A 25,305-nucleotide genomic window follows, 5' to 3' on the forward strand; every position below is an offset into this window, starting at 1 on the left:
GTTTCTATAGGCTTTTGCACAGGCTACCTATAATTATAAGGGTATGCGATTTTCATTTCGGGTTCTCGATCGGCTTGAGGGTTTCTCCGAATATAAGCCTCAAATTCGCTTTTAAACGCATGCATAGCACTCACCACAGGAGGAGCAGCCCCTACTGCCAGGGGACAAAAAGATTCAACTTCCATATGCTGGCAAACTTGTTCGATTTTTTTTAAATCCCCAATCGTTCCTTTGCCCGCTATTATTCGCTCAAGCATTTGAACAACCCAACGAGTGCCTTCCCGGCAAGGAGTACACTTCCCACAGGATTCATTTTGATAAAATTGCATCAATCGATGCGCCACTTTTACCATATCTGCTGTATCATCCATCACAATCAGGGAAGCGGTGCCTAAGGCAGTTTTTCTGGCAGCTAATGTTTCAAAATCCATGGAAATGTCTAAATCCCGCTCCGTGAGGAGCGCACAAGAAGACCCACCCGGATAACAAGCTTTGAAATGACGTCCTGAAAGCATTCTTCCAGCGGCCTCTAAAACTTCTCTTAAAGAAACCCCTAAAGGAAATTCAAAACAACCAGGATTCTGAACATGTCCGCTCACTTGAAAAATTTTTGTGCCTGTATTTTTGGGCTTTCCAATGCTTTGGTACCATTCCACCCCTCGATTGACGATATGGACCACATTAGATAACGTTTCGACGTTATTGATAATCGTCGGCTTTCCATAAAGACCTGCGGCAGCCGGGAAAGGAGGTTTAAGTCTAGGGGTAGCTCGATACCCTTCCAACGAGTTAAGCTGAGCAGTTTCTTCTCCCGCAATATAGGCACCCGCTCCTGGATGAATAATGATATCCAGGGAGCTTTGTGAACCTAAAATGGAAGGGCCCAAGTATCCTCTTTTTTTAGCTTCTTGGACCGCTTTTTCTAGCCTTCTAATCCCTTCGTAAAATTCGCCTCGACAATAGATAAAGGCTAATTTTGCCCCAATCGCATAACTGGCTAAAATAACCCCTTCGATGACTTGATGGGGATCCCTTTCTATCAATAACCGATCTTTAAATGTCCCCGGCTCACTTTCATCGCTATTGCACACTAAATACTTCGGAATGTTAGGATCTTGGGGAATAAATCCCCATTTCACGCCCGTCAAAAAGCCAGCACCTCCCCTTCCTCGCAATCCCGATTCTCTAACCCATTCGATTAAGCCTTCTGGCTTAAAATGAGGAATCGCCTTTCGAATAGCTTGGTAGCCCCCATTTCGTTCATATGTCTCAATCTGATGTTGGTTGGGCTCTTTTATATAAGCCATTAGGATACGCGTTTCAGGCATGAGGACCTTCCGCCATTTGAACAGGTGAAGGATGGCCTGAACTCTTTTTTGCTTCTTCGAGAATATGGTCGATATCGCTTTCTGAAATAGGTCCTATGACTTTATCGTCAACTAGTAACATGGGCGCGCGATCGCAAGCAGCTAAGCATTCTGAAGGAATCACGGTAAACTCTTGGTCAGCTGAAGTTCCATGAGATTCTATATTTAGCCTCTGGCAAATTTTTTTTAGCACCCCATCCGCTCCTCGCAGCATACAGGAAAGATTTTTGCAAACATGGATTACATGTTTTCCTACAGGCTGGTCAAAAAACATGTCATAAAAGGTGACCACTGCATGCACTTCATTCGGCTCAATGTCAAATAGCTCAGCCACTTCATTTTGCACTTCACGCGGCAAGTAACCTATTTCTGCTTGCGCTATATGGAGAGCGGGAATTAAGGCCGAACGCTTACTAGGGTAACGTTTTTGCAGCTCCAAAATCGAATTTTTTGTTTGTTCGGTTAACATTAGCGATCTACATCCCCTAAAATTGGATCCACACTGGCAATTGCCACCACCACATCCGATAGAAAATGGCCAGGTAAGACTTTTTGCAAAACTTCTATATGAGGAAAGGAAGGTGAGCGCACCCTCACGCGGTATGGTCGAGGAGTTCCGTCACTCACAAGATAATAGCCTAACTCTCCTCTTGCCGATTCCACACATTGATAAAGCTCTCCAGGAGGGGGACGAATCCCCTCGCTGACCAATTTAAATTGGTGAATCACAGCTTCCATACTCCTAGCAAGCTCTTTCCTAGGAGGCAACGCAACCTTCCGATCGCTTGTAATCACAGGTCCCGGTTTTAGGCGATTGAGCGCCTGTTCAACCAATTTAGCACTCTCTAACATCTCTTCCATGCGCACTAAGTATCTGGCATAGGAATCCCCTTCTGGTCGCGTAGGGATATCAAACTCATAGCTGTCGTAATTGAGATAGGGATAAACTTTTCGAATATCATAAGGAACCCCGGCTCCCCGAAGGACGGGGCCCGTGCACATGTATTGCTTGCACAGCTCTTCATCAATTACGGCTACCCCTTTCAGCCGCTCACACCAGACATAGTTGTCGGTTAAAAGATTATCTAAATCTTTCCAAGTTTTAGGAAATTCCTTTAAGAATTTGCGCACATGTTCTTCAAAAGTAGGGTTAAGATCTCGCGCAATGCCTCCAATCCTCCAAAAAGAGGGAAACATGCGTGCCCCTGACAGCTCTTCAAACAGATCGAGGATTTTTTCTCGCTCTACAAAACAATACATGTAAATAGAGGACATATTGAGCTCTAAGGCGCTGGTTCCAACCCAAATCAAATGGCTGGCAATTCTAGACAATTCGAGAATTATCAACCGGATAATTTGCGCGCGCTCAGGAACTTCAACTTGCATAAGTTTTTCCACAACACTTGCAAAGGCTTGCTCCTCTGCAGGCCCGGATAAATAATCGAGACGATCGACAAGCGTAAACACCTGAGGATAAGTACGCGTTTCACACTCTTTTTCAACGCCTGTATGCAAATATCCAATGACAGGTTCTGCAGAAACAACAATTTCCCCATCTAGATGCAACTTAAGGCGCAAAACCCCATGGGTGGAGGGATGCTGAGGTCCTAAGTTAAGCTCTAATATCTCTCCAGATAAGCTGGGCTGATTAAGATTTTTGCTTGTTTTTGTCATGTGAAATAATCTGTGAAGGTATCTTGGGTTCTACACCATGTTTAAATTGGACAGGCTGTTCCGTTAAAGGATAATCTCGCCGTAAAGGGTGGCCTTTCCAGTCATCAGGCATGAGAATTCGCTTAAGATCTGGATGCCCCTCAAAATGCACTCCAAATAAATCAAATAGCTCTCTTTCATACCAAGACGCTCCTTCCCACAACCCTGTCACGGACGGGAGGGATTCTTCTCTCCCTACAAATACTACAATGCGGATCCTTTCCATATTTTTAGGATTATGCAACCAATAAACCACTTTTGTGTAGGAACTTGGATTCACATAATCTACCGCTGTTAAATCCATCAGGACTTCAAAATCCCTTTTAAGTAAACCTAGAACCGCTATTAAAGCCTCTTTTTTAACTTCTATAGTTGTTTCCCCTAAAAACTGTTTTTGCCCTAAGACAGCTTCTGGGTAGTGACTTTTTAAATTTTGGGCAACTTCAACGGACTTCATTTCCATTCCGAATTTTATTTTGCAAAAGAATCAATCCATCGATTAACGCCTCTGGACGCGGAGGACAGCCTGCCACGTACACATCTACAGGCACGATTTGATCGACGCCTGGAACAACCGCATAATTATTATAAACGCCCCCAGTGGACGCACAATCCCCCATGGCAATGACCCATTTGGGTTCCAGCATTTGTTCGTATATCGTTTTAAGCACCGGTGCCATTTTCTGGCTCACCCGTCCTGCGACGATCATCACATCGCTTTGTCTGGGAGAAGCGCGAAAAACTTCCATTCCAAAGCGAGCCATATCATAACGGCTAGCAGCCGCCGACATCATTTCAATGGCACAGCACGCCAACCCAAATTGGGCCGGCCATAGGGAATTTGCCCTAGCCCAATGGATGAGTTTTTCCAACGGAGCCACGAGAAAGGGAATGGATTCTTGTTGTGTTATTGCCATTGCAATCCTTTTTTGCGCCATACATAGGCGAATCCAACTAAAAGCACGATGATAAAAAAACCCATTTCATAAAAAGCAAACCGCCCGATTTGCTTGGCTACCACAGCCCATGGATAGAGAAAAATAACTTCGATATCAAGCACGAGAAAAATCAACGCAACCAAGTAATGGCGCAGAGGAAAACGCTCTTGCAATAAGTGAGTTTCTGTTTGAATACCCGATTCATAGGGAAGAAATTTAACGGGGGAAGACTTTTTAGAGGGGAAAAGCGCCGACAAGCTTAAGGTAAATAAGGTGACAAAGAGGACCAAACCGAAATAAATGTAGACAGGAAAATAGTCTGACACGATGTCTCCTCGTTTAAGATCGCTCCATCTTCAAAAAACTTGAAAAAGCCTTTTTCCAAGCGATTTTCACCTCATATCAACAATTTCTTTATGATGTCAATATTTATTTGATTAGATAATTTTTTTAAAGGAGCCTGCCTCATACTTCCCTTAATGAAGCTAAGTATCTTGCAGAAAAAAATTTGCAAAAACGTCTAGCATAAATCCGTTCAGGAAAACATTGTCATCGAAAGGCTCCACAATATCCCAGCTGAGAAGTGTTAAAAATTCCCTTTGCGTATTAAGATCTAAGACTTTAACCAAGCCCAACTCTTCCTCATATTCAACTATAAAAGGAAAAAGCTTAGGCCCTCTACTTTCTAAAAAACTTATCCATTTATTGCCGACAGCCCCTTTTTCACGTTTGTCTAGCGCACAAAATAAAACGCATCGGTTAGCTGCAATTAAAAGTGGGTAGTCCCTTCTTAACTCTACCGTTGCTCTACTTTTTACATGGATCAAGCTCACAAATTTTTTCGCGGGGACAAAAAAATCGTAAGGGTTATTTCTATTGGCATGCGCCTTCAATAAACGAGCAATTTTAGCCATTAAAATGGCTTTTTCTTCCTCTGCCATATGGCTGCTTTGAAGGTCTCGAATTAATGTTTCCGAGGTAAAACATCGCAAAAACTTATTAACCCATTCCTGAAAAGCTTGTTTTTCATCTTCTTTTAAAGGGTTTTCTTTAAGGTAATTTCCTACAATTTCAGGCCCCATTAGATTTAAGACTTTTTCATGCAAGAGTGAAAAAGAATGAGAGGTTTGCATACTTTGAAAAAATTTAGACTGAACAATTTTTTGGGCTGTTAGTGAAGCTCCTTTTGCTTGGTTTTTAAACACTATTTGGCAAAATTTTTTTCGTGCTAAAGGAGAGCTGTCCGAATTTTCTTTAAAATTTTTTTCGAGCAACTTGGCATATTTTTTCAAGTTTTCTACTTCCCGAAAAGAATGAGCCATATCAAAGACGGCTAAAGCTAATCCTAATGGGCCTTGAGGATATCGATGAATTAAAGTTGTCATTTTTACCTTTGAGTAACAAAATTAGGTTAAATGTCTAAACAAGAAGAAAATGAAGTGGACGATAAGGGGCTGAGTCAATTCTCCAATCGCTTCTATATGGCAAGAGTGAAAGAGGCTGGTTTCCTTTTTCATTCGGGCTCTTATCCTTGGCTCCCATTTTTCGCCTCCAGTTTTGCATTGAAGCAAAAATTCTTTTTTCTCAATAAATTCCGCCAATATTATTTTCGCAACTTTTTCTTGAAATTTTTTAATAACTTTTTGGCTCCTTGAACCTGCTTAGGATGAATGGGGCTATTTTAATTCGGCTGAGATTCACGCTAAAGCCCATTATTTCACCAGTAAGTTAGCGTAACCCTAACATATTGGTTATTTTTCAGCACCCCATGCGGATTATTTTTGGGAAGCGGCTTTAACGCTATCCTCTTATCTCTTAAGCCTAATTTTAGGGGCCCCTTTTCACTAGCAAAAGACAAAGAAAACTGTCTGAAATTCGGCACAATGCAGCAATTAAACCATTACTTAGCAAAATTTAATGCTAAAATTCGACAGTTAATCTTGTTAGATCCTACGCCAGCGCCTACTAGGAGGTGACAACCAACATAAAAGCGGAAAGAGGTATCTAATTCTCGTAAAAAAGCGTCGCTTAGAATTGGTTAATCTTGTCAATTAAAGCGCGTACCATTGCCATATCGCGTCTTGTATGATGAAAAATGATTCGGGGAAAATCGAGAAATTCTCCCTCTTCAGGCAAGGGTCCCCTCTGCTCAATTTTTCCCGATTTGACTAAGATTGCAAATTCCTTATTTAACTCCTCTACTTGCTCATCTAAGAGAGGGGCCAACATACGAATCACAAATAAATCTTGGACGTATCGGCTTGAGTGGTAACGTTTGTAAAACTGGAGGATATGCGCTACTGCTTCATCGACGGAAGTGGTGATAAAATACAAGCGCGTATCTTCTTGGCTGATGAGGTAAGGCTCTAAAAGGTGCTCTTTGATATAGGCCTCCCATGCGCTCCAATAATTCCCACCAGGCGCTTCCATCAGAACAAGGGGAATAATATCCGCTTTCCCCGTTTGAATGAGTGTTAAACATTCAAATAATTCGTCCTGAGTTCCAAATCCTCCAGGAAAAGCGGCAAGGGCATCTGAATGGCTCATAAACATCAATTTGCGCGTAAAAAAGTAGCGAAAAGTGATCAGCTTAGGATCCCCTTCCATGACTGAATTTACTCCACTTTCAAAAGGTAATTGGATAGATAAACCAAAAGATGAGCCTCTTTCAGCACCCTCGAGACCTGCTTTCATAATCCCATTAGCGCCCCCTGTCATGCACATCCAACCTTGCTTTGCAAGCTCATTGCTGAAGGCTTTAGCCATTTGATAATTGCAGTTTGTCTCAGGAGTGCGGGCTGATCCAAAAATGCTAATACGCCGCCTTCCAGGGTATTGATTAAAAACCCGGTAGGCATACCGCATCTCTTTAAACGTTCTTGTAATCAACTTTAGTTTGCCATGATCAAATCCCTCGCTCAAAAGTTTTAAGCTATTCTGAATTTGTTGGATGATGAGACTAGATTCAAAAGTTTCAGGATTGACTTCACACAATTTCAACAAGTCGTGAATTTCCTTAAGAATTTCAGGGGAATTGACATCGATTTTGGCCATGTAACAAATTCTCCGTGTATTTTGATATAAGGTTTTCGTAAAATGGCAAACTTGGAATAGCGTCTTAGGACTGAGTTAAATAAACAAGGCTTTTTTCTTTAGACTAATTTCGCAATCCTTTATCTAAGTGAATATGGACATTTTATTTTATTCCTTTTTTTTCATTCTCTCCACATGGATTTTAATTTCCATCGTGGCGTGGTCTTATAAAACCGGCATTTCTCCCATGCCGACTGCCCCAGCTGTTAGTAAAACTATTTTTTCAAATATGGCATTTTTGCATTTAATGGAAGGGGCAATTTACGAATTGGGAGCTGGTTGGGGAACTTTAGCCTTTCCCTTAGCGCGCAAATACCCTGCTTACAACGTGATAGGGTGTGAAGTCTCCTTTTTCCCCCATCTTTATTGCTTAGTGCGGCACCATTTTAGTCATGTGCGCAATCTGCAATTTTTAAGACAAAATTTTTTCTCTCTAAAATTAGAAAATGCCGCACTAGTGGTATGTTATCTCTATCCTGCTGCAATGCAAAAACTTAAGATAAAATTAGAAAAAGAATTAAAACCAGGCTGCCACGTAATTAGCAATACGTTTGCAATTCCCGGATGGACACCTTATGACGTTTGGACAACTAATGATCTTTACCAAACAAAAATCTACGTTTACAGAATCCCCGCCTCAATTTCTTCCAAGAAGTAATTGCTTAATTTGGGTATTATCGAAAGAAGCTAGCACCGTTTTTTTTTAATTTTGAAGCTCATTCTCATGCCCATTTTCTATCGCTCTTGGAATTACTCCCTTTCTTATTACAGCTTTATATACTTTGCTTGAGCAGTTTTAATAGAATTCTATTCCCTCTCAGGTAGAGAAATAAGAGTCCCCCGAAGAAAAGGGCAAAAAGTTAACTTAAGCTCGAAATCACTCCCTTGTGTAGCCTACTTTTACAATCCTTTTTGATCGATAATCTAAATCGTTAGTTCTTCTTTAAGAGACAAAAATTTACGATCGTTTCGGAGAGGAAAGAAGTCTGAACTTCAGGGAGTTTTAGTGAAACACTCCTGACATAAAAATGAAGGGCCCTCCCCTCATCCATTTATACTTGATAATCACTTGCAAGCGGGAGGCCTAAGTAAGAGGATGTATGTAAATGGCCCGATAAAAGCTCAATTAAATATCGCTTCCCTCTAATTCCACCAGTTCTTCATGGTAGTATTGTCGCTCATCCAATTCTCCCTCACGCTTGGCCACATATACAGCGCAAACAGCATCTCCCAAAATATTTAATACGGTCGAACCCATTTCACGCATCCGATCGATGCCTGCCAAAATGGCTAGCCCCTCAATCGGCAAACCGATCGAGCTAAACACCACGGTCAGCATAATAAAGCCTGATCCTGGAATCCCTGCGGCTCCTATAGCAGACAAAGTGGAGGTAACCGTTAACGTTAATAAACTTTGCCAATCCAGATCGATCCCATAGGCACGGGAAATAAAAACAGCGGCCATTCCTTGAAAGATCGCGGCCCCATTCATATTTACAGTAGATCCAAGGGGGAGCACGAAGTTGGAAATATTCTTAGAAACACCCAAATTTTCTTGCACGCAATGCATGGAAACGGGAAGGGAAGCAGAACTACTGGAAGTGGAAAAAGCCACCATGATTGCATCGCTCATCCCCTTAAAAAAAGGCAGCGGACTGAGTTTGGCCATAAACCATAAAATGGAGCAAAAAATAATTAAACAATGCACAATGGCAGCCGTGTAATAAGCCAGCAAAAACTTAATAAGGGGAATTAATACGGCAATTCCAAATGAGCCCGCAACTGAAGCCATGATTGCAAATACTCCAATTGGAGAAAACTCCATCACTATGGAAGTCATGCGGTACATCACATCCGCTAAGGATTCCATAAATTCAAGCAGCGGCTTTCCTTTTTGCCCAGCAAAATTAATAGAAATTCCTAAAAAGAGAGCAAACACAATGACTTGTAAAACGTTTCCTTCTACCAGCGATTGAATAGGATTGCTAGGGACTATGGAAAGGAGAATTTCGCTTAAACCGGGTGGCGTTTCAAGCACAATTTCCTTTGATTGCTTCAAATTTAGGCCTCCCCCCACTTGAAAAATCTGGGAAAAGAGAAGGCCCATTACAATCGCTGCCATCGTGGTGGATAAAAACACCATGAGGGATTTCAGCCCTACACGCCCTAATTTTTTTGGATCATGAATACTCGTAATCCCTACAGTCATTGATGCAAGCACCAATAACATGATGATCATATTGATGAGACTTAAAAATACCCCTCCAATAGGCTTGAGAATCTCGGCCTGAGGGCCCCAAATGAGTCCTGTTGCCACACCTAGAGCAAGGGCTATTAAAATTTTTAACCATAGCTTCATTAATCTCTCCTCACGATCTGCCAAGTGTCACTTTATATGCGATTCTGTAGGTCGCTCTTCACTTCTGCAATAAAAGTATTCCACTCATAAATTCCCTGTACAATTTGAAGTTGGATTTGCACCCACACGACAGGAAGGCAAAGTTTTTGCGGCTCTACCAGCTTTACTTGATCTTTTTCGGTACAAACTAAAAAATCAGCTCCGCAGTTGTTGCATAATTTAGCAAAATTATTTAATTCTTGGGCTTTAAAGTCTAAATGGTCCCTTTCAAAATGGGAAGCAACCACTTCAGCTCCCAGTTCTTTAACAGTTTGAAGGAAGTAATCGGGATGAGCAATCGCACAAAAAACCCCGATTTTTACCCCCTTTAAACTAACTGGAGAGTTATCAACCAAAGACCAAACCCCGCAAACATTCGCTCGCGTTGCGACCACGGGCGCAGGGGTATAAACAGCAAGTTGTGTTTTTAGCTCCTCATACGCTTCATCAGAGTGCAGGTTGTTTAGGATAATGATATCTGCACGTGCAAGCGATTTTAAACTTTCCCGTAAAAACCCGCGTGGTAAGTAGTATCCCTCTCCAAAAAGGTTGGATCCATCCATCACAACGACTTCAAAATCGCGCGCTAATCGTCGATGCTGCATTCCATCGTCCAATAACAGAAGCTGCCCACCTGTTTTGGCGGCTAAAATAGCCCCCTTTCGTCGATCTTTTCCCACCACCACCACTACCTCGGGCAAATTTTTTGCTAGCATGTATGGCTCGTCTCCACAAAAACTAACAGGCAAAATAGGACCATGCCCATCTCCATGGCTTAAAATGACAGGCGATGATAAACGTTCCGCCTGGGAGCGATAACCTCGCGATAGGATCACAGTGTGATAAGCCGCACAAAACTCTTGGGCTAATATTAAAGTTAGAGGAGTTTTACCTGTTCCTCCTGCTACAAGATTTCCAATGCTCATCACCACCGGCACCGGAGGATTGTATTGGCGGAATAATCCTTGATCATATGCCCAATTTCTTACAAAGATAATTGCCTGATAAATGCGGCTCAAAATCCACAAGACCCCTTTTATAAAAGAAGGAAATCCTCCTTTGCGTTGAGCTGTGATGACTTGGATAATATAAGTTTCTAAAAAGGCAAACATTCCTTTATTCCATCTTTTTAATTAAGAAAAATGGCAGCCCGCTTCGAATTATGCCAAAAGAAACATGAAGATAGACAGGAAAAGAAGCAGGGTACAACAATTATACTTCAGCTGTCGCTAAGGCAGTTGCATTCGTGTTGAGATGCGAGAGAAGCGGGAAAAAGGATTTCCTCAACCATTTCAATCAAAATATGGATAATCGCCATATGGGCTTCTTGAATGCGATCGGAGGTCTTGAAACCCTGGATAATGATTTCCAAGTCTGCAAATCCTTTTAGCTGGCCTCCCTCTTTACCGAGAAAAGCGACGGTTTTTAAATTGCGCATTTTTGCCGCTTCAAAAGCACGAATAATATTTTGTGAATTCCCACTCGTTGTTAAACCCACAAACACATCCCCAGCTTGGCCATAAGCTTCAATTCCGCGTGAAAAAACAGATTCAAATCCGACGTCATTTCCAACGCAAGTGATATGCGCGGAATCCGCAAGGGCAAGGGCAGGAAGGGCGGGCCTTGATTGTCTATAATAGCCTGTCAGTTCTTCAGCAAAATGCACGGCATCGCAAAGGCTGCCTCCATTTCCGGCAATCAGAACTTTTTGACCTTTCTGAAAGGCAGAAGCAAGAGTCAGAGCTACATTTTCAATAAACAAATGAACCTCAGGATTGTCAAGTTGTGCAATTACAGCCATACACTCTCGCAGAGAATGCACAATCAACTTTTTCATGATAGACTCCTTATCTTATTCGGTTGCGTTTATTGAAAAGCAACAATACTTATTACCTCATTAGTTTACGTTATTTAGTCTATATTATAGGGATTCTAAAAAAATGGGAAGGTAAAAAGATAAGGACATTCCCCCGCTCCGTTTAGGAAAATGATTAATAACTTTATATAGCAACATCCCCTTTCTTCCTCTTCCCAAACTAATCTAGCAGGCTTTTTAGCTTAAATTGGGTTGTATGACCAAAGTTAATAAAATAAAATTAAAAGCAGGTAGGATTGCTTTAAATTTCATGCAGGCGATATACCTGGCAATGTGAAGCTTGCTTTTGGATAGCAAGAAGGGATTAAAAAACTTTAGTACAGAAAAAATTTAGCTATGAAGGAAGCAAGCAATTAGCTAGTAAGCCCCTAAGCTAATTTGATAAGCTATTTTTTATAAAAAATGGATACTTTAAGAGGGGGATGAAAGGTGGCCCTTACATTTCCTGGGATTGCTACTAGGCGGTGGATTGTCACATCGCACCAAGGAAACCTCTTCGTATGCCTTCGCAAAGGAATAGAAGAATTCCAAAATACCGCCTCTAACACGCAAGGCACATCGCTAACGATGAAAGACGGATTTTATAACCTGTATCATTGGATTAAGGTATGCTCGAGCTGGATTTTAGGCCTTCCATTGTATGTTAACTAAAGAAGGATATTTCCTGCTAAGAAGGCTTTCATCCAGTTTGAAATCCTGCTAAATCTCCATTAAAAGTTCTAAAGCTCGACCTATCAAAGAAAGTTGAATACCTTTTCCCGAAAGACTTTTGTTATAAGGATAATTTCTGTTAGGATAAATGTATTTTAGCAATATTTTCCCATTTCTAGATTAGCTCCTGAAGGAAGGGATTCATGGAAGGCTCTCGGTATATCATACAATCAAAAAAAATCATTGAAGGCCTTAAAGGCCAATCACTAACAGTGGAAGAGCGGCGCGAGCTTGCAATCGAGCTAGCCACCTTAATTCAAAAAGAAGCGCGCCGTTCCATTTCCAATAAAGAGAGACGCGTACAAGCACAGCTCGCGGGAATGATGAACGATCCTTCTGGCAAGCTTTTTACCATGCATATGACCGATCAGTGCTTCCGTAGCTCAAAAGCTAGCCGAGTAGCCGATCAACTCCTCTATCTTCTCAAACAACATGGGGTCCCTTCTTATCTCTCTTACGATAAACAATTCCAGCTATACACTTTTAAATGGTTAGCAAGCAAAATTCCTAGCCTCGTCGTTCCTCTTACTAAAAGAACCCTAAGAAAAGAAACCACCCCGTTGGTCCTTCCAGGTGAATGGAATTCGCTCTCAAAACATATCCGGAAAAGAAGAGATGAGAGAATGCGAATTAACCTCAATAGAATAGGAGAGGCTATTTTAGGTGAAAAAGAAGCTGAAAAGCGTTTAGAAAAATACATGGAAGACCTTTCAAGGCCAGAGATTGAATCCATCTCTGTCAAGGTTTCAACCCTCTCAAGTCAGCTTAACCTTGTTGATCGTGAAGGCACTCTCAATCATTTATCCGATGCTCTGAGAAAATTGTATCGCGCTGCTCAGCAATTCCAATATGTGCGGCCCAATGGGATGCGTTCCCCTAAATTAGTGAATTTAGATATGGAGGAATTTCGCGATTTATATTTAACGGTAGAATTATTTAAAAGGGTCCTAGAGGAACCTGAATTTTTTAAATATAAAGCGGGAATTGTTTTACAAAGCTATATCCCTGATTCTTTTCTTCTGCAGCAAGAGCTTACAGTTTGGGCAATGAGACGCACAGCTAATGGGGGAGCCCCTATTAAAATTCGGATTGTGAAAGGAGCTAACTTAGCCGCCGAAAAAGTGGATGCCGCTCTTCATGGATGGCCCTTGGCAACTTATCAAACTAAGTTAGAAACAGATAGCAATTTTAAGCGCATGCTCACTTACGGAATGCAGCTTGAGCATGCTCAATCCGTTCAAATGGGGATTGGCAGCCACAACCTTTTTGATATTGGTTATGCGATTGTCTTAGCTGCAGAAAAAGAGCTATGGCCCTACGTACAGTTTGAAATGTTGGAAGGGATGGGAGCACCCCTGCCCCGTGTGGTAAAAGAGCTCACCCGTGAACTATTGCTTTATTGTCCGGCGGCAGAGAAAGAGCATTTTCAAAACGCGGTGGCTTACCTTATTCGCCGATTAGATGAAAATACAGCTTCGGAGAACTTTCTTCGCTACCTCTTTAGTATGATTCCTGGGACGAGATACTGGCAGTCGCAAGTTAACCTCTTCTCTTATGCCTGCCATACCATGCAAAATGTTAACATGAGTCCTAAACGCACCCAAAACCGATTTTTCCCTCCTCCAGAACCGCCCCTTATCTCTCCCTTTTTAAATGAACCTGATACTGATTGGGCTCTTCCCCCCAACTCAAAATGGGCAAAAGCAATTATAGCGGAGTGGGAAAATTATTCTTTCGCCCCCATTCCCCTCATGATTGCTGGAGAAGCCATCCATCACTCAAACCCTGCTTTGATCGCACATGGCGTAGATCCTTCTCATCCAAACAAGCCTTTATATACTTGCTCTTTAGCGGATTCTACCCAAATTAATCAAGCCATTCAAGCAGCTTTAAAAGCTTCTTCAAGTTGGCGTGAAACTTCTATTGAAGAGCGCTCCCTTTGCCTTGCAAAAGCTGCTCAGGCCTTTAGAATGAATCGGGGAAAATTAATTGGCGCCATGATGGCCGAAACAGGTAAAACGATTGCTGAAGCAGATTCAGAAATATCGGAAGCTATCGATTTTATCGAATACTACCGGCGAAAAGCGGAAGAATTAGTCCACTTTAAAGAAATCGCTTGGTCTTCCAAAGGAATTGTCTTGGTGGCTTCCCCTTGGAATTTTCCCTGCTCTATTCCTATTGGAGGGATTGTGGCAGCTCTAGCAACTGGCAATTGCGTGCTTTTCAAGCCAGCTCCCGAGGCTGTATTAGTGGGGTGGACGCTTACCCAAATTTTGTGGGAGGCAGGAATTGATCCGCATGTTTTACAATTTATTCCTTGTCAGGATGACCCCGTGGGCAGTGAACTTGTAAAAGACCCGCGCATTTCCCTAGTTGTCTTAACAGGTGCCACCGCCACGGCCAAACATCTGCTCTCCCTCCGCCCTGGACTTGATTTAATTGCCGAAACAGGCGGAAAAAATTCGTTGATTATCACCAGCTTAGCCGATCGAGATCTTGCCATTAAAGACCTAATTCATTCTGCATTTTCCCATTCTGGACAAAAATGCAGTGCCTGTAGTTTAGCTATATTGGAAGCAGAAGTTTACGATGACCCCCTTTTTCGCGCTCAACTATGCGATGCGGTGGAAAGCCTTCCAGTGGGCACGCCGTGGAACCTCTCCACCCGCATCAATCCTTTAATTCGTCCCCCTAATGAAAACCTTTTAAAAGGGCTCACTTCCCTTGAAGAGGGAGAAGAATGGCTGCTTTCACCCAAACAAGATCCTGCAAATCCCCATCTTTGGAGTCCTGGGATTAAAATAGGGGTAACTAAAGGAAGCTTTACCTATACCCATGAACTTTTTGGCCCAGTTTTAGGAATTATGCGAGCAGAGAACCTCCAACACGCTTTAGAGCTGGCTAATGGCACTTCTTATGGATTGACAGCTGGCCTACATTCCTTAGATGAGCGTGAACAAAAATATTGGAGGCAACATATTCAAGCGGGAAATTGTTATATCAATCGCACCATTACTGGAGCCCTTGTACAAAGGCAACCATTCGGTGGTTGCAAGCAAAGCAGCTTTGGACCCAACATCAAAGCGGGTGGCCCTCATACTTTGACTCAATTCATGCTGGCAGAGCAAAAAATCCTGCCAGAAAATCATGGTCAAACACCTGCTTTTGCGGCCTCAATTGCCGAGCATCTAGAAAAAAACGGATTTTCTTCAGAGAAAATTAACCGCTGGAATATAGCTGTAGCTGATTATATGCAAGCATGGAACACTTATTTTAGTCGCGATCAAGACCCTTCTAAAATTCTCGGCCAAGATAATCTGCTGCACTACGCTCCTTATCCTAAAATGTTTTTTAGAATTCAGGATTCAGATGACTATATAGAGATTTTACTTGTCATGGCAGCAGCTCACCTGTGTGGCACCCCTCTAGAAATTAGCGGAGGCCCAAAGCACCTTGAGAGGTTGATCCAAACCGATTGGGCTCAACAATCTCCCCCCTTAAATATAAGCATTGAAACAGAAGAAGACTTTATCGCAAAAATTTCAGAGATTCAATATGGGCGTATCCGGCTCCTTTCGCCATGTTCTCCTTTCTTACTGGAAAAATTATCAAAAAGTTATTTTGCTTTAATCAGTTCACCTGTTCTCTCCAAAGGCTATTTAGAACTAATCAAGTATGTGAGAGAAGTGGCTTTTAGTATTAATTACCATCGCTATGGGAATTTAGGGGAGCGTGAATTCCAGGTTTAAATAATATCCCTTTTCTGCGAAAATTACTTCTCAGTTGTTAGTGTTTAACGACTTAATGAAAAGATGGATAGTATGCAAACTCTTAATGCCCAGCAAATTCGCGCAGTTCAAGCTTTAGAAGGTCCTTTTTTAGTCCTTGCGGGAGCTGGATCAGGAAAAACCCGCGTTGTCACCCAAAGAATCGCTCACTTAATCGAGGAAGGGATTTCCCCTTCCCAAATTTTAGCGGTGACTTTTACCAATAAAGCTGCCAGTGAAATGCAAAACCGAGTAAAAGAGCTCACGTTGCATTCTGTTTTAATTAGCACCTTTCATAGCCTGGGTGCGCGCATTTTGCGCGAGTCTATTCACGCATTCCCCCATTATTCCCGCAATTTTGTGATTTACGACGAAGAAGACGTTTTGAAAGTCATCAAAAATTGCATGGAAGAATTGCATATAACGGATAAAAAAATTGAACCAAAGACATTTAAACATCTAATTTCCCAGGCAAAAAATGCGTTGAAAACGCCGGAACAAATTAACGATTTTGATGCGGAATCAAAGGCTGAACTTTATTTTCAAAAAGTTTATGCAGCTTACCAAAGTCGCATGAGTGAATACAATGCGCTCGATTTTGACGATCTTTTGTTTTTAACCGTACGCCTCTTTCGAGAACATCCAGAAGTGCTGGCCTATTATCAAAATCGGTGGCAATTTCTACTCATTGATGAATATCAGGATACGAACGACGCGCAATATGCAATGGTCGCTCATCTGGTGGAAAAAACTCACAATTTATTTGTAGTAGGGGATCCCGATCAATCGATTTATTCTTGGCGGGGGGCCAAAATTCATAATATCCTCAACTTTGAAAAAGACTTTCCAGGCGCCCAAGTGATCCATCTCGAGCAAAATTATCGGAGTCGGAGCAACATTTTAGAAGCTTCGAATGCTTTAATTAACAACAATCAAAATCGCCTTGAAAAATCATTGTGGAGCGATCGGGGTGCTGGAGAAAAGCTCAAATTATTTCCCGCCGAAACAGAACGGTTTGAAGCAAGCTTTATTGCAGAAAAAATTCAGAGCCATCGCGAGCAAGGCATCCCTTACAACGAGATGGTCGTCTTTTATCGCACAAACTTCCAATCGCGTGTACTTGAAGATACATTTCTGCAAAATGAGATTCCCTACACAATTGTGGGAGGCATTTCATTTTATCAAAGAAAAGAGATCAAAGACATTTTAGCCTTTCTGCGCATCGCAAATGAACCCAATGATTATATCTCCTTTGCCCGCACCATCAACCTTCCCAGAAGGGGAATCGGCGATACCACTTTAGAAAAAATTCGAGTTCATGCTCAAAAAAATGGCCTCTCTATTTTAGATTTTGCTGAAGCCCTCATTGAACAAAGCCCCCTTCCTTTTACCTTCAAACTGAACCAAAAACAACAAGAGGGGCTTAAAGGCTATTTGCAAGTCGTGAGGCGTTTAAAAGAGATATCAGAGAATGGCACTATTCAGGCAAGCGTAGAAGCTGCCATTAGGGAAAGCGGCTACCTCGGGTTGCTAAAAGAAGATGCCGAGACTTTTCAAGATCGGAAAGCCAACTTAGAAGAGTTAATCTCTAAAGCCAATGAATGGGAAGCTTGCACACCTGAACCCTCATTAGCGGCCTTTTTAGAAGAGCTTTCCCTCAAGTCAACAGCCGAAGAAACCGATCACTCTAAAAAGCGGGTCAATTTAATGACCATCCACAACGGAAAAGGGTTAGAATTTATGGTTGTTTTTCTCGCTGGCATGGAGGAAGATTTATTCCCCCACGCCAATTCAAAAGGCAACTTTGATGCCCTCGAGGAAGAGCGTCGATTGTGCTATGTAGGGATGACACGTGCTAAAGAATACCTCTATCTCACTTTTGCGCGCAATCGCCATTTATGGGGAACCATGCGCTCTCAACGTGCTAGCCGCTTCCTCAGCGAAATCCCCTCTCCTTTGATTGAAAAAATAAACTTAAGTCAACGGCATGCTCCTTATCGATCGGCAATCCTCGAGTATAAAAAGATAGAATCAGCCATCTCTATGGAGGAACCAGTTTTTCTCGAAGCGGGTGACACCATTTTTCACCAAGAATTCGGCGTAGGAAAAATCCATAAAGCTTACCAAGGTTCAATTGGCCTAACTTATCAGATTTTTTTTGTGAAGGATAGCCGCGAAAGAACCCTTGTGGCAAAGTATGCCAAATTAAAAAAGCTATGACGTTTTTCAATTACAGTACTCTAAAAAGTAATAAAATTGTTGATTAGTAAATTCAAGCGGATACCTATTTCATTGGGATGGGATTTATATGGTTCGACATCTGCCAATTTTCTTTTCAACTCCCAACCACTAAAGAAAGAAGCGTATTTTAGTTAACGCTTTCTCCCATAATGCCAGGGGCGTAATTTTTCCAAGTACCTGCTTATTTCTTGAAGCTTTTTACCATGAGCTATCTCAAGCAAGGAAATAGTCTCTTAAGTTAATCTCAAATTCATTCCCATAGCAACGCACAAAGAGACAAGCGTATGCCATTTAGGTTTACCTGTGCCTGAAAGGGTTTTATAGAGGCTTTCGCTACCGACATGGGCTTTTTTAGCCGAAACGCCTATACCACCCTGCGCTTCTGCGACATTGCGGAGAGCAATCAGAAAAACATGTTGGGACTCTTTATCGCCTTTAAGGCTTTCTTCCAAGGCAGCATTTAGATAGGCAATCGCTTCATCATGATCTTTGAGTTGCTCTATGAGAAAATCTTGATAATTTTTACTTCTTGCCATGGCCTAACTCCCTAGATGGATAATCTTTCAAATACTCCTTTGCCTTTGCGATGTCTCTTTCTTGAGAGTTCTTGTCGCCACCGCAAAGAAGCAAAATGACTTTGTTCCCAATCTTACCGTAATATATTCTAATCCTCGGCCCGTAATGAATCCTAAGCTCGCAAACACCTTCTTGCAGAGTTTGCAATCTCCAAAGTTCCCAAGCTTTAAACGATCAAGTCGAGTCAAAATTTTAGCCCATGTGTGGATCTCCTTGATATCCTTAATCCAAATCTTAAACGCCAATCTCTTCCATATTAACTTGCTGTATCTTGTAGGTACAATAATTACAGATGTTTTTTCTATAACTTTAAATATTGAGATTAATTCAATCTACCTCCTAGCTTACACTTACATTTATGTTGAAGTGATAATTTTACTGTTAGTCATATCTAGTTGTAATCCTAGCTAGTCGATCCTATTTACGCTATCCTACCTCCCCTTGGTTTGGAAAACCACATATTAATTTATTGATAATAAAGTATTTATTCACCGCAGGTTTTAAAAAACATACAAGTATGCTTTTTTGTTTACATATAAGTATGTTATCTGATATTATGAAAATGAAACAAGGGGACAGGTATGAGAGAAAATATGGTACGCCTAAGCTTTGATATCCCAGCTGATGAGCATGTGCTCCTAAAAACAGCTTGCGCTCAATCCAGGATAGCTATCAAAGATTTTATGCATGAAATGATGCTGAAGGGATTGGAAGACCTAAAACAGAAACATCTTAAAGAAAGATTGAAGAAGTCTATCCAACAATCCAAAGAGGGAAGGGTGAGCAGCCTAGGATCCTTCGCAAAGTATGCGGAAGATGAAATTTGAATTGCTTTTTACCGACCACGCAAAAGAGCAGATGCGAGAACTCATGCACCAAAAAGCAAAAAAATCAGTCTTCAAGGCTGTTGCAAAGGTATTGGGTTTAATGGAAACAGATTTAAGACATCCTTCTCTTAATACGCATAAATATAGCGAAATTGAAGGACCAAATGGGGAAGATGTTTTTGAATCTTATGCTCAAAATAGGACTCCGGGAGCTTATCGCATCTTTTGGCACTATGGGCCTGACAAGGGGAAAATAACGATAATTGAGATTTGCCATCATCCTTAGCCTGCTTATTCATATCCTAGAACTGATCAGGAAAAAAATCACCCCCTCTCAATTTTTCTAGCTCCTCTAAAGCACATTAAAAACCGGAACAGGAGAAGCTTCTGCTTTGTTTTACAAGTTGCCCATATTTCTAAAGTTAACTTGAAGATTCAATCCGATTGCCACACATAGCGAGACTAGGGCGTACCATTTAGGATTAACTGCAACTAAAAGCATTTTATAGAAGCTCTCACAGCCGACGTGAACTTTTTTATCCAAGACGCCTATAGCAACCCTACGCTTCTGCGACATTGCGGAGAACAATCAGAAAAACACGCTGGGACTCTTCATCGTCTTTAAGGCTTTCTTTCAAGGCAGCATTTAGATAGGCAACCGCTTCACCATGAGTCTTGAGTTGCTCTATAATAAAATTTTGATAATTCTTACTTCTTGCCATGGCCTAACTCCCTAGATGGATAATCTTTCAAATACTCCTTTGCCTTTGCGATGTCTCTTTCTTGAGAGCCCTTGTTGTCCCCTTAAAGAAGCAAAATGGTTTTTTTCCCAATCTTTACCGTAAGATATTCTAACCCCCGGCAGGCAATAAATCCTAAGCTCGCAAACACCTTTTTGCAGGGCTTTGCAATTTCCGAATTTTCTGAGCTTTAAATGATCAAAATGATCAAGCTGAGTCAAAATTTTAGCCCGTGTGTGGATCTCCTTGATATCCTCAATCCAAATCTCAAATTTCAAATTTCAATCTCTTCTATATTAACTTGTTGTATCTTATAGGATACAATAATTACAGATGTTTTTTCTATAACTTAAATATTGAGATTAATTCAATCTACCTCCTAGCTTAGATTACACTAGAAACAATCAATTTTTCCACTGCCGGTAAAACTTCTTTCATCCTTTATGAGCGGCTTGATAATATTTTAAAGCTTCTTCATATGATTCTTTGAATTTGGGTATAATACTATATTTTGGTACCATAAGGCTATGGACAAGAAACATCAGCACACGTTGGAAGCAATTTTTAAACAGCCTGTCCAATCAAATGTTGTCTGGAAGGATATTGAGTCCTTAATGAGACCTCTGAATACCGAAATTACGGAGGGAGAGGGATCGCAGGTACGGTTTGCATTAAATGGAGTACGCGCAACCTTTCATAGGCCCCATCCCAAAAAGGAAACTGATAAGGGAGCTTTGGTCTCAGTGCGCCGTTTCTTAGAAAATGCAGGAGTAACACCATGATGAAGTACAAAGGCTATACCGGCCACGTTAAATATGACGACGAAGCTAAGATTTTTCACGGAGAAGTGCTTGGAATTAAGGACGTTGCCACTTTTCAAGGCACAACTGTTGAGGAGATTGAACAAGCATTTAAAGACTCAGTCGATGATTATTTAGCTTTCTGTAAGGAAAGAGGAGAGGAACCAGATAGACCTTTCTCAGGAAAATTCAACCTGAGGATTCCACCAGAATTGCATGCCAAGTTGTCTATTGCAGCCCAACTGCAGGGAGAAAGCCTCAATAATTATATTACGAAGATGCTACATAAGTTTGTTGCTTAAGAAAGTGTGGACAAAGCAGAGTTTGCTCTTATTCCTGAGGTAAGAAGCTCTACAAGCTATTTTAAAAGGAATAAAAATTTAAATTTTAAAAATTTTAAGTCTAGGAAAAATTTTTAACCAAGCTTCCCTGCTTTTGGAAATTTTTTTGCTTAGTTCACCATCGCGACCATTTAGCAAGAGTTAAACTTCATACACATCCTTCCGATGATCAATCTCCACTATCAACACGAGAATCCTATCTTCATATACCCGATAGACAACACGATAATCGCCGACCCTGATGCGTCTATGATTCTTTAAGTTATACTGTAATGGCTTACCATAATCTAGCGGAGCAACACTCAGCCGTTCTTGAATTGCCTTCAATATTCTCTGACGCATAGTCTTAGGGATTTTAGGCAGCTGTTCTTCTAATACCTCGTGAGTAAACTCTATTACATACAACATTTATTCCAAACTTCCTCGAAAGAGTGTGTCGGTTTCCCCTCTCCTCGTTTTTCGGCTTCTTCTGCTCGCCTTGCCAATAACATATCTTCATATTCTTCTAGCCACTCTTCTATTATTTTCTTAGCCAAAGATGACATACTCATTTTCTTCTTCTGACAGAGAATTTGCATCACTTCTATATCACTGGGATTCAGAGTAACGTTTATTCTTGGATTCCTCATAAATAACCTCCTTTTGCTAACTTTAGTGTATCACAAATGCATCACATATTCAATCTTAAAATAAGGCGAAAAATTTTGCGTGACTTCCAGGCACCTGGAATCTATCCCTATTCCTACTCTTTAAACAGTCATCAAAACAGTCATCACCTACCTACGTTTTTCTAAAGCTTCGGTGGTCTCCTTGATTCCATCGATGAAGCTAGGGGATGACACAGCATCCCTATTCATTCTTCTCCTTCTTTTGTCTAGGTTTATTAATTTTGACAATTTCCTTTGATAAAAGGACTCAATTTCGGTATGATATTTTACTATAAAATAAGTTTTTAAATTGTGAATAAATCCTCCCGATTCTTTTGCCTATTATGCCTCACCAAGCAGATCCTTTGCTCATCACGAGCTTGCAAAATCCCAAAATCAAACAAGCTGTTAAATTGCGCGAAAGGCATGCGCGTAAACAAACCGATCTTTTTCTAATTGAAGGTTATCGGGAGCTTTTGCGCGCGGTGAATGGCGGGCGAAAAATAGACTCTCTTTTCTTTTGTCCAGAGCTTTATCTAGGTTCTAATGAAGCAAGCTTAATTCAAAAGATTGCTCGAACAGGAACTGCGCTTTACCGTTGCACAGAAGCCGTGTTTACCAAACTTTCCTACCGGGATCGGCCTGACGGACTTGTTGCCATCGCCCCTCAATCCCATTTAACCTTAGGACATTTAGAGAAACAACTCGAAAACCAGCATAATCCCTTTTTGATTGTTGCAGAAGCGATTGAAAAACCTGGAAACTTGGGCACCATTCTGCGCTGTGCGGATGCCGTGGGGTTAGATGCCCTCATCGTATGCGATGCTTGCACAGACATCCATAACCCCAATGTTGTGCGAGCGAGCGTAGGAACACTGTTTACCGTCCCTGTGATTGAATCTCAGGGTACAGAAACGCTTCAATGGCTGAAAAAAAATAATATTTCCATTTTAGCAGCCACGCCCCACGCTAAACAGGAATTTACAGACATTGATTTAACGGGCCCTTTAGCCATCGCCGTGGGTACAGAGCAGCTAGGCCTTTCTCCCCAATGGATGGAACAAGCAGATATTCAAGTACGTATTCCCATGTATGGGATAGCCGATTCCCTCAATGTGGCCATGGCCACTACTATTCTTCTCTATGAAGCGCTCAGGCAGAGAAAGAGGCAAAAGTGATCCCTCTGGAAATTTTATATGCCGATAATCATCTTCTTGTGGTGAATAAGCCCGCCGGCCTACTCACACAGCCCACAGACCAAAATCCGGAAAGCTTAGAAAGTTTATGCAAGCAATGGATTAAACAAGAAAAAATTAAGACCGGAAACATTTTTCTACATGCTGTCCATCGCTTAGATAAACCTGCCAGCGGCATTTTGTTGTTTGCTCGTACAAGTAAAGCGTTATCTCGTCTCTCTAAACAGATGCGCGAAAAACAATGTAAAAAAACTTATCTAGCCTGTATCGATAAGCCCATTTCCCCCTCTAAAGGCTCATTAGAACATTATTTAACCCATGATCATCATCATGCAAAAGTTTATAATCACCCCGTAGAGGAGGCCAAGCGATCGAGATTGAATTATCAAGTGATCCAGCAGCAAGGCTCCCTTTCTCTTTTAAAAATCGAGTTGATTACGGGACGTTATCACCAAATTCGCGCCCAGTTAAGCCACATCGGCTGCCCCATTGTAGGCGATCGCCGTTATGGCAATTTCAACACCTTAAAAGCGGATGTGATCGCCCTTCACCATTATCAACTTGTCATCTCTCATCCTACTTTAAACACGCCTTTAACCTTTGAAGCCCCCTTGCCAGATTATTGGCCACTACCGCTTTCTGTTGATAAGCTGCTTTGAGTAAACTCTGAAATAGGCGGCATCGTCTTTAAAACAACTTCTAAGGTATTAAATTCATCTATAATGCGGTCTAAAGCTCCGATAAGAACAGGGGTGTCTTGGTGATGGGCCGTTTTCGGATTTTTTCCCAAAAACTCTTTAAGGTCTTTAAAAGGTTGGGCCACTAACTTCAAATTGACAGCCTTATTTTGCCGAAATATTTCTTTAGCAATTTTTTCCAGATTATTAATGATAACTAAAAAGGGCTCTTGTAACTCTTGGTAGGATAAATCGAGTTGGGCTACAATCGACTTGGTCACTTCTAATAAAATCAAGCTCGCTTTGTTCCCAATATCTTCCATTCCCGCTTGTTGAGATCGCAAAGCGAGCTTGCCTAGATAGTGAACAGGGTAGCTCACAATAGATAAATCATATTTAGCGCCATCTAAGGTGATTTTTCCTAAAGCGGATAAAATCTGCTCCGAAGTCATCTCTAGCTTAGATTGAATGGCTTTCTCATGGATTAATTCTAATCTCTGAAATACATAAAATAAGGTGTATCCCACTTTATCTTTAATCCCCATCTCCAGCGATTGAGAATCCTGGCTGTGATGGCTGATACTTTTGGAAGATTCTAAAAAGAAACGGATCGTTCTTTGCATTTCATAAATGGAATCGTGGCAAATCGAAGTGCTAAAACTTTCTAGCGATTTAAATGCCACTTCTGACAAGGCTTCAATCCAGTGGCAAAGCTCCAGCTCTTTTTCATCTTGAATGCTTTTTTTAGCTTGATTGGCAAACATTTGAATCACTCCCGAAGGAGTCAAGTAGGAGTAGATTTTTTTGACCTTAAAAAGGCACGCATCCACAGTCATACCAAATAAAAGCACCCAAATCGCCACTGTATATTCTGAAGTAATCTGATGAAGCCATGTTAAATTCAACACACCAGCCAAGGAGGCGATCAGAAAGAAAACGACCCACCCAGTCACTAAAAAATTGCTTGTGTCTTTTTGATAAAGCTCTAAAATGCGCCAAGTAAAGTTTTCTTCGGCTCTTCCTAAAGGAGTCCAAGCCATAGATAACAAAAGAAAAAAGATCAAAAGAAAGATAAGGGCAACAGCGCCTGTGATGCTCGCCAGAAGCCATTCCGATTCCCGACCTTCAAGAGGCACAGGATGAAGCCAAAGAAGCAAACTTAGCAAAGCAGAAAAAACCGTACCCATTATCAAACCCCTGGTGCTTTTTTTTTACGCATCCTAGCAAATTCTCTCAATTAACAGAAAGAAAACTATCCTTCTCGCACGCGAGGTGCATTCTCTTGAAATCACCATCCCTTAAAATTTTTTTTTCTTCTGAATCCCTCCCTTGCGAAAATCTCTTATTTTTATTAAGTTCATGCTTTCACTCAACATTGACTTTTCCCCCATGAGGTT

The 25,305-nt window shown here is 41.4% G+C and carries 27 protein-coding genes; 9 read left to right on the forward strand and 18 right to left on the reverse strand.

What is annotated here, in order from left to right; all coding sequences use genetic code 11:
• Nucleotides 1-23: 23 nt before the first annotated feature.
• From nuoF to PARA125_RS01620, 8 genes are all read right to left on the reverse strand, one after another.
• Nucleotides 24-1,328 (reverse strand): NADH-quinone oxidoreductase subunit NuoF, encoded by a 1,305-nt coding sequence (gene nuoF, locus PARA125_RS01585; protein WP_213156976.1) that lies wholly within the window; start codon nucleotides 1,326-1,328, stop codon nucleotides 24-26.
• Nucleotides 1,321-1,836 carry an NADH-quinone oxidoreductase subunit NuoE gene (gene nuoE, locus PARA125_RS01590; protein ID WP_213156977.1) on the reverse strand — a complete coding sequence of 172 codons (516 nt, stop codon included), beginning with the start codon at nucleotides 1,834-1,836 and terminating at the stop codon, nucleotides 1,321-1,323. The genes nuoF and nuoE overlap by 8 nt, the downstream gene beginning before the upstream one ends.
• Nucleotides 1,836-3,041, reverse strand: a complete 1,206-nt coding sequence (locus PARA125_RS01595) for an NADH-quinone oxidoreductase subunit D (protein WP_213156978.1) — start codon at nucleotides 3,039-3,041, stop codon at nucleotides 1,836-1,838. Before PARA125_RS01595 ends, nuoE begins: the two co-directional genes overlap by 1 nt.
• Nucleotides 3,016-3,537, reverse strand: coding sequence for an NADH-quinone oxidoreductase subunit C (locus PARA125_RS01600; RefSeq protein ID WP_213156979.1), 522 nt, complete (start codon nucleotides 3,535-3,537; stop codon nucleotides 3,016-3,018). Before PARA125_RS01600 ends, PARA125_RS01595 begins: the two co-directional genes overlap by 26 nt.
• On the reverse strand, nucleotides 3,524-3,997 hold the full coding sequence (locus PARA125_RS01605) for an NADH-quinone oxidoreductase subunit B (RefSeq protein WP_213156980.1): 474 nt from the start codon (nucleotides 3,995-3,997) through the stop codon (nucleotides 3,524-3,526). The genes PARA125_RS01600 and PARA125_RS01605 overlap by 14 nt, the downstream gene beginning before the upstream one ends.
• Entirely contained in the window at nucleotides 3,988-4,344 is a 357-nt protein-coding gene (locus PARA125_RS01610) for an NADH-quinone oxidoreductase subunit A (RefSeq protein WP_213156981.1), read from the reverse strand. The genes PARA125_RS01605 and PARA125_RS01610 overlap by 10 nt, the downstream gene beginning before the upstream one ends.
• A 159-nt stretch (nucleotides 4,345-4,503) precedes the next feature.
• A complete protein-coding gene (locus PARA125_RS01615; protein ID WP_213156982.1) occupies nucleotides 4,504-5,403 on the reverse strand; it encodes a hypothetical protein in 900 nt (299 codons plus the stop codon).
• 643 nt (nucleotides 5,404-6,046) lie between these two features.
• Nucleotides 6,047-7,072, reverse strand: coding sequence for an LOG family protein (locus tag PARA125_RS01620; protein ID WP_213156983.1), 1,026 nt, complete (start codon nucleotides 7,070-7,072; stop codon nucleotides 6,047-6,049).
• A gap of 133 nt (nucleotides 7,073-7,205) precedes the next feature.
• Here PARA125_RS01620 and PARA125_RS01625 point away from each other — a divergent pair, with 133 nt between their 5' ends.
• A complete protein-coding gene (locus PARA125_RS01625) occupies nucleotides 7,206-7,769 on the forward strand; it encodes a class I SAM-dependent methyltransferase (protein ID WP_213156984.1) in 564 nt (187 codons plus the stop codon).
• Nucleotides 7,770-8,237: 468 nt separating this feature from the next.
• On the opposite strand, the gene PARA125_RS01630 is transcribed toward PARA125_RS01625, so the two are convergent.
• From PARA125_RS01630 to PARA125_RS01640, 3 genes are all read right to left on the reverse strand, one after another.
• Nucleotides 8,238-9,470, reverse strand: coding sequence for a dicarboxylate/amino acid:cation symporter (locus PARA125_RS01630; RefSeq protein WP_213156985.1), 1,233 nt, complete (start codon nucleotides 9,468-9,470; stop codon nucleotides 8,238-8,240).
• Between the two features lie 32 nt (nucleotides 9,471-9,502).
• The gene (gene lpxK / locus PARA125_RS01635) at nucleotides 9,503-10,621 is read right to left on the reverse strand and encodes a tetraacyldisaccharide 4'-kinase (RefSeq protein WP_213156986.1); all 1,119 of its coding nucleotides are present in this window, start codon (nucleotides 10,619-10,621) and stop codon (nucleotides 9,503-9,505) included.
• A 107-nt stretch (nucleotides 10,622-10,728) separates the two neighbouring features.
• Nucleotides 10,729-11,310: a D-sedoheptulose-7-phosphate isomerase gene (locus tag PARA125_RS01640; protein ID WP_502920486.1), complete on the reverse strand. Its 582-nt coding sequence runs from the start codon at nucleotides 11,308-11,310 to the stop codon at nucleotides 10,729-10,731.
• 929 nt (nucleotides 11,311-12,239) lie between these two features.
• On the opposite strand from PARA125_RS01640, the gene PARA125_RS01645 reads away from it, so the two are divergent.
• Nucleotides 12,240-15,845 carry a bifunctional proline dehydrogenase/L-glutamate gamma-semialdehyde dehydrogenase gene (locus PARA125_RS01645; RefSeq protein WP_213156988.1) on the forward strand — a complete coding sequence of 1,202 codons (3,606 nt, stop codon included), beginning with the start codon at nucleotides 12,240-12,242 and terminating at the stop codon, nucleotides 15,843-15,845.
• Between the two features lie 72 nt (nucleotides 15,846-15,917).
• Nucleotides 15,918-18,083 (forward strand): ATP-dependent helicase, encoded by a 2,166-nt coding sequence (locus PARA125_RS01650; RefSeq protein ID WP_213156989.1) that lies wholly within the window; start codon nucleotides 15,918-15,920, stop codon nucleotides 18,081-18,083.
• Nucleotides 18,084-18,337: 254 nt separating this feature from the next.
• Here PARA125_RS01650 and PARA125_RS01655 read toward each other — a convergent pair whose 3' ends face one another.
• Nucleotides 18,338-18,640: a helix-turn-helix domain-containing transcriptional regulator gene (locus PARA125_RS01655; protein WP_213156990.1), complete on the reverse strand. Its 303-nt coding sequence runs from the start codon at nucleotides 18,638-18,640 to the stop codon at nucleotides 18,338-18,340.
• Nucleotides 18,627-18,827 carry a type II toxin-antitoxin system RelE/ParE family toxin gene (locus PARA125_RS09685; protein ID WP_249274112.1) on the reverse strand — a complete coding sequence of 67 codons (201 nt, stop codon included), beginning with the start codon at nucleotides 18,825-18,827 and terminating at the stop codon, nucleotides 18,627-18,629. Before PARA125_RS09685 ends, PARA125_RS01655 begins: the two co-directional genes overlap by 14 nt.
• Nucleotides 18,828-19,261: 434 nt before the next feature.
• Here PARA125_RS09685 and PARA125_RS01665 point away from each other — a divergent pair, with 434 nt between their 5' ends.
• Nucleotides 19,262-19,507, forward strand: coding sequence for a type II TA system antitoxin, ParD family (locus tag PARA125_RS01665; RefSeq protein ID WP_213156991.1), 246 nt, complete (start codon nucleotides 19,262-19,264; stop codon nucleotides 19,505-19,507).
• Complete coding sequence (locus PARA125_RS01670) at nucleotides 19,488-19,793, forward strand: hypothetical protein (RefSeq protein WP_249274113.1); 306 nt, start codon at nucleotides 19,488-19,490, stop codon at nucleotides 19,791-19,793. The genes PARA125_RS01665 and PARA125_RS01670 overlap by 20 nt, the downstream gene beginning before the upstream one ends.
• Before the next feature lie 274 nt (nucleotides 19,794-20,067).
• On the opposite strand, the gene PARA125_RS09690 is transcribed toward PARA125_RS01670, so the two are convergent.
• Both PARA125_RS09690 and PARA125_RS01680 read right to left on the reverse strand, forming a co-directional pair.
• Complete coding sequence (locus PARA125_RS09690) at nucleotides 20,068-20,229, reverse strand: hypothetical protein (protein ID WP_249274114.1); 162 nt, start codon at nucleotides 20,227-20,229, stop codon at nucleotides 20,068-20,070.
• Between the two features lie 11 nt (nucleotides 20,230-20,240).
• A complete protein-coding gene (locus PARA125_RS01680) occupies nucleotides 20,241-20,525 on the reverse strand; it encodes a type II toxin-antitoxin system RelE/ParE family toxin (RefSeq protein ID WP_249274115.1) in 285 nt (94 codons plus the stop codon).
• A gap of 249 nt (nucleotides 20,526-20,774) precedes the next feature.
• Here PARA125_RS01680 and PARA125_RS10050 point away from each other — a divergent pair, with 249 nt between their 5' ends.
• Nucleotides 20,775-21,029, forward strand: a complete 255-nt coding sequence (locus PARA125_RS10050) for a type II toxin-antitoxin system HicA family toxin (RefSeq protein WP_349305640.1) — start codon at nucleotides 20,775-20,777, stop codon at nucleotides 21,027-21,029.
• Nucleotides 21,026-21,349, forward strand: a complete 324-nt coding sequence (locus PARA125_RS01690; protein WP_213156993.1) for a type II toxin-antitoxin system HicB family antitoxin — start codon at nucleotides 21,026-21,028, stop codon at nucleotides 21,347-21,349. The genes PARA125_RS10050 and PARA125_RS01690 overlap by 4 nt, the downstream gene beginning before the upstream one ends.
• Before the next feature lie 180 nt (nucleotides 21,350-21,529).
• Here PARA125_RS01690 and PARA125_RS10055 read toward each other — a convergent pair whose 3' ends face one another.
• Nucleotides 21,530-21,796 (reverse strand): type II toxin-antitoxin system RelE family toxin, encoded by a 267-nt coding sequence (locus PARA125_RS10055; RefSeq protein ID WP_213156994.1) that lies wholly within the window; start codon nucleotides 21,794-21,796, stop codon nucleotides 21,530-21,532.
• Complete coding sequence (locus PARA125_RS01700) at nucleotides 21,784-22,017, reverse strand: DUF6290 family protein (RefSeq protein ID WP_213156995.1); 234 nt, start codon at nucleotides 22,015-22,017, stop codon at nucleotides 21,784-21,786. Before PARA125_RS01700 ends, PARA125_RS10055 begins: the two co-directional genes overlap by 13 nt.
• A gap of 362 nt (nucleotides 22,018-22,379) precedes the next feature.
• Here PARA125_RS01700 and PARA125_RS01705 point away from each other — a divergent pair, with 362 nt between their 5' ends.
• A complete protein-coding gene (locus PARA125_RS01705; protein WP_213156996.1) occupies nucleotides 22,380-23,213 on the forward strand; it encodes a TrmH family RNA methyltransferase in 834 nt (277 codons plus the stop codon).
• Nucleotides 23,210-23,890: an RluA family pseudouridine synthase gene (locus tag PARA125_RS01710; RefSeq protein ID WP_213156997.1), complete on the forward strand. Its 681-nt coding sequence runs from the start codon at nucleotides 23,210-23,212 to the stop codon at nucleotides 23,888-23,890. Before PARA125_RS01705 ends, PARA125_RS01710 begins: the two co-directional genes overlap by 4 nt.
• On the opposite strand, the gene PARA125_RS01715 is transcribed toward PARA125_RS01710, so the two are convergent.
• Entirely contained in the window at nucleotides 23,851-25,095 is a 1,245-nt protein-coding gene (locus tag PARA125_RS01715; protein WP_213156998.1) for a hypothetical protein, read from the reverse strand. The genes PARA125_RS01710 and PARA125_RS01715 overlap by 40 nt on opposite strands.
• Nucleotides 25,096-25,305 lie beyond the last annotated feature (210 nt).

This window comes from Parachlamydia sp. AcF125, from assembly GCF_018342475.1.
Taxonomy (GTDB): domain Bacteria; phylum Chlamydiota; class Chlamydiia; order Chlamydiales; family Parachlamydiaceae; genus Parachlamydia.

Bases quoted from the DNA above. Each gene is read 5' to 3' on its own strand.
- nuoF (WP_213156976.1), bottom strand. From the start codon at position 1,328: ATGCCTGAAACGCGTATCCTAATGGCTTATATAAAAGAGCCCAACCAA.
- PARA125_RS10050 (WP_349305640.1), top strand. From the start codon at position 20,775: ATGGACAAGAAACATCAGCACACGTTGGAAGCAATTTTTAAACAGCCT.
- PARA125_RS01665 (WP_213156991.1), top strand. From the start codon at position 19,262: ATGAGAGAAAATATGGTACGCCTAAGCTTTGATATCCCAGCTGATGAG.
- PARA125_RS01705 (WP_213156996.1), top strand. From the start codon at position 22,380: ATGCCTCACCAAGCAGATCCTTTGCTCATCACGAGCTTGCAAAATCCC.
- PARA125_RS01650 (WP_213156989.1), top strand. From the start codon at position 15,918: ATGCAAACTCTTAATGCCCAGCAAATTCGCGCAGTTCAAGCTTTAGAA.
- PARA125_RS09690 (WP_249274114.1), bottom strand. From the start codon at position 20,229: ATGGCAAGAAGTAAGAATTATCAAAATTTTATTATAGAGCAACTCAAG.
- PARA125_RS01615 (WP_213156982.1), bottom strand. From the start codon at position 5,403: ATGACAACTTTAATTCATCGATATCCTCAAGGCCCATTAGGATTAGCT.
- PARA125_RS01655 (WP_213156990.1), bottom strand. From the start codon at position 18,640: ATGGCAAGAAGTAAAAATTATCAAGATTTTCTCATAGAGCAACTCAAA.
- PARA125_RS01600 (WP_213156979.1), bottom strand. From the start codon at position 3,537: ATGAAGTCCGTTGAAGTTGCCCAAAATTTAAAAAGTCACTACCCAGAA.
- lpxK (WP_213156986.1), bottom strand. From the start codon at position 10,621: ATGTTTGCCTTTTTAGAAACTTATATTATCCAAGTCATCACAGCTCAA.
- PARA125_RS01690 (WP_213156993.1), top strand. From the start codon at position 21,026: ATGATGAAGTACAAAGGCTATACCGGCCACGTTAAATATGACGACGAA.
- PARA125_RS01595 (WP_213156978.1), bottom strand. From the start codon at position 3,041: ATGACAAAAACAAGCAAAAATCTTAATCAGCCCAGCTTATCTGGAGAG.
- PARA125_RS01640 (WP_502920486.1), bottom strand. From the start codon at position 11,310: ATGGCTGTAATTGCACAACTTGACAATCCTGAGGTTCATTTGTTTATT.
- PARA125_RS01715 (WP_213156998.1), bottom strand. From the start codon at position 25,095: ATGGGTACGGTTTTTTCTGCTTTGCTAAGTTTGCTTCTTTGGCTTCAT.
- PARA125_RS01605 (WP_213156980.1), bottom strand. From the start codon at position 3,997: ATGGCAATAACACAACAAGAATCCATTCCCTTTCTCGTGGCTCCGTTG.
- PARA125_RS10055 (WP_213156994.1), bottom strand. From the start codon at position 21,796: ATGTTGTATGTAATAGAGTTTACTCACGAGGTATTAGAAGAACAGCTG.
- PARA125_RS01700 (WP_213156995.1), bottom strand. From the start codon at position 22,017: ATGAGGAATCCAAGAATAAACGTTACTCTGAATCCCAGTGATATAGAA.
- PARA125_RS01670 (WP_249274113.1), top strand. From the start codon at position 19,488: ATGCGGAAGATGAAATTTGAATTGCTTTTTACCGACCACGCAAAAGAG.
- PARA125_RS01620 (WP_213156983.1), bottom strand. From the start codon at position 7,072: ATGGCCAAAATCGATGTCAATTCCCCTGAAATTCTTAAGGAAATTCAC.
- PARA125_RS01630 (WP_213156985.1), bottom strand. From the start codon at position 9,470: ATGAAGCTATGGTTAAAAATTTTAATAGCCCTTGCTCTAGGTGTGGCA.
- PARA125_RS01645 (WP_213156988.1), top strand. From the start codon at position 12,240: ATGGAAGGCTCTCGGTATATCATACAATCAAAAAAAATCATTGAAGGC.
- nuoE (WP_213156977.1), bottom strand. From the start codon at position 1,836: ATGTTAACCGAACAAACAAAAAATTCGATTTTGGAGCTGCAAAAACGT.
- PARA125_RS01625 (WP_213156984.1), top strand. From the start codon at position 7,206: ATGGACATTTTATTTTATTCCTTTTTTTTCATTCTCTCCACATGGATT.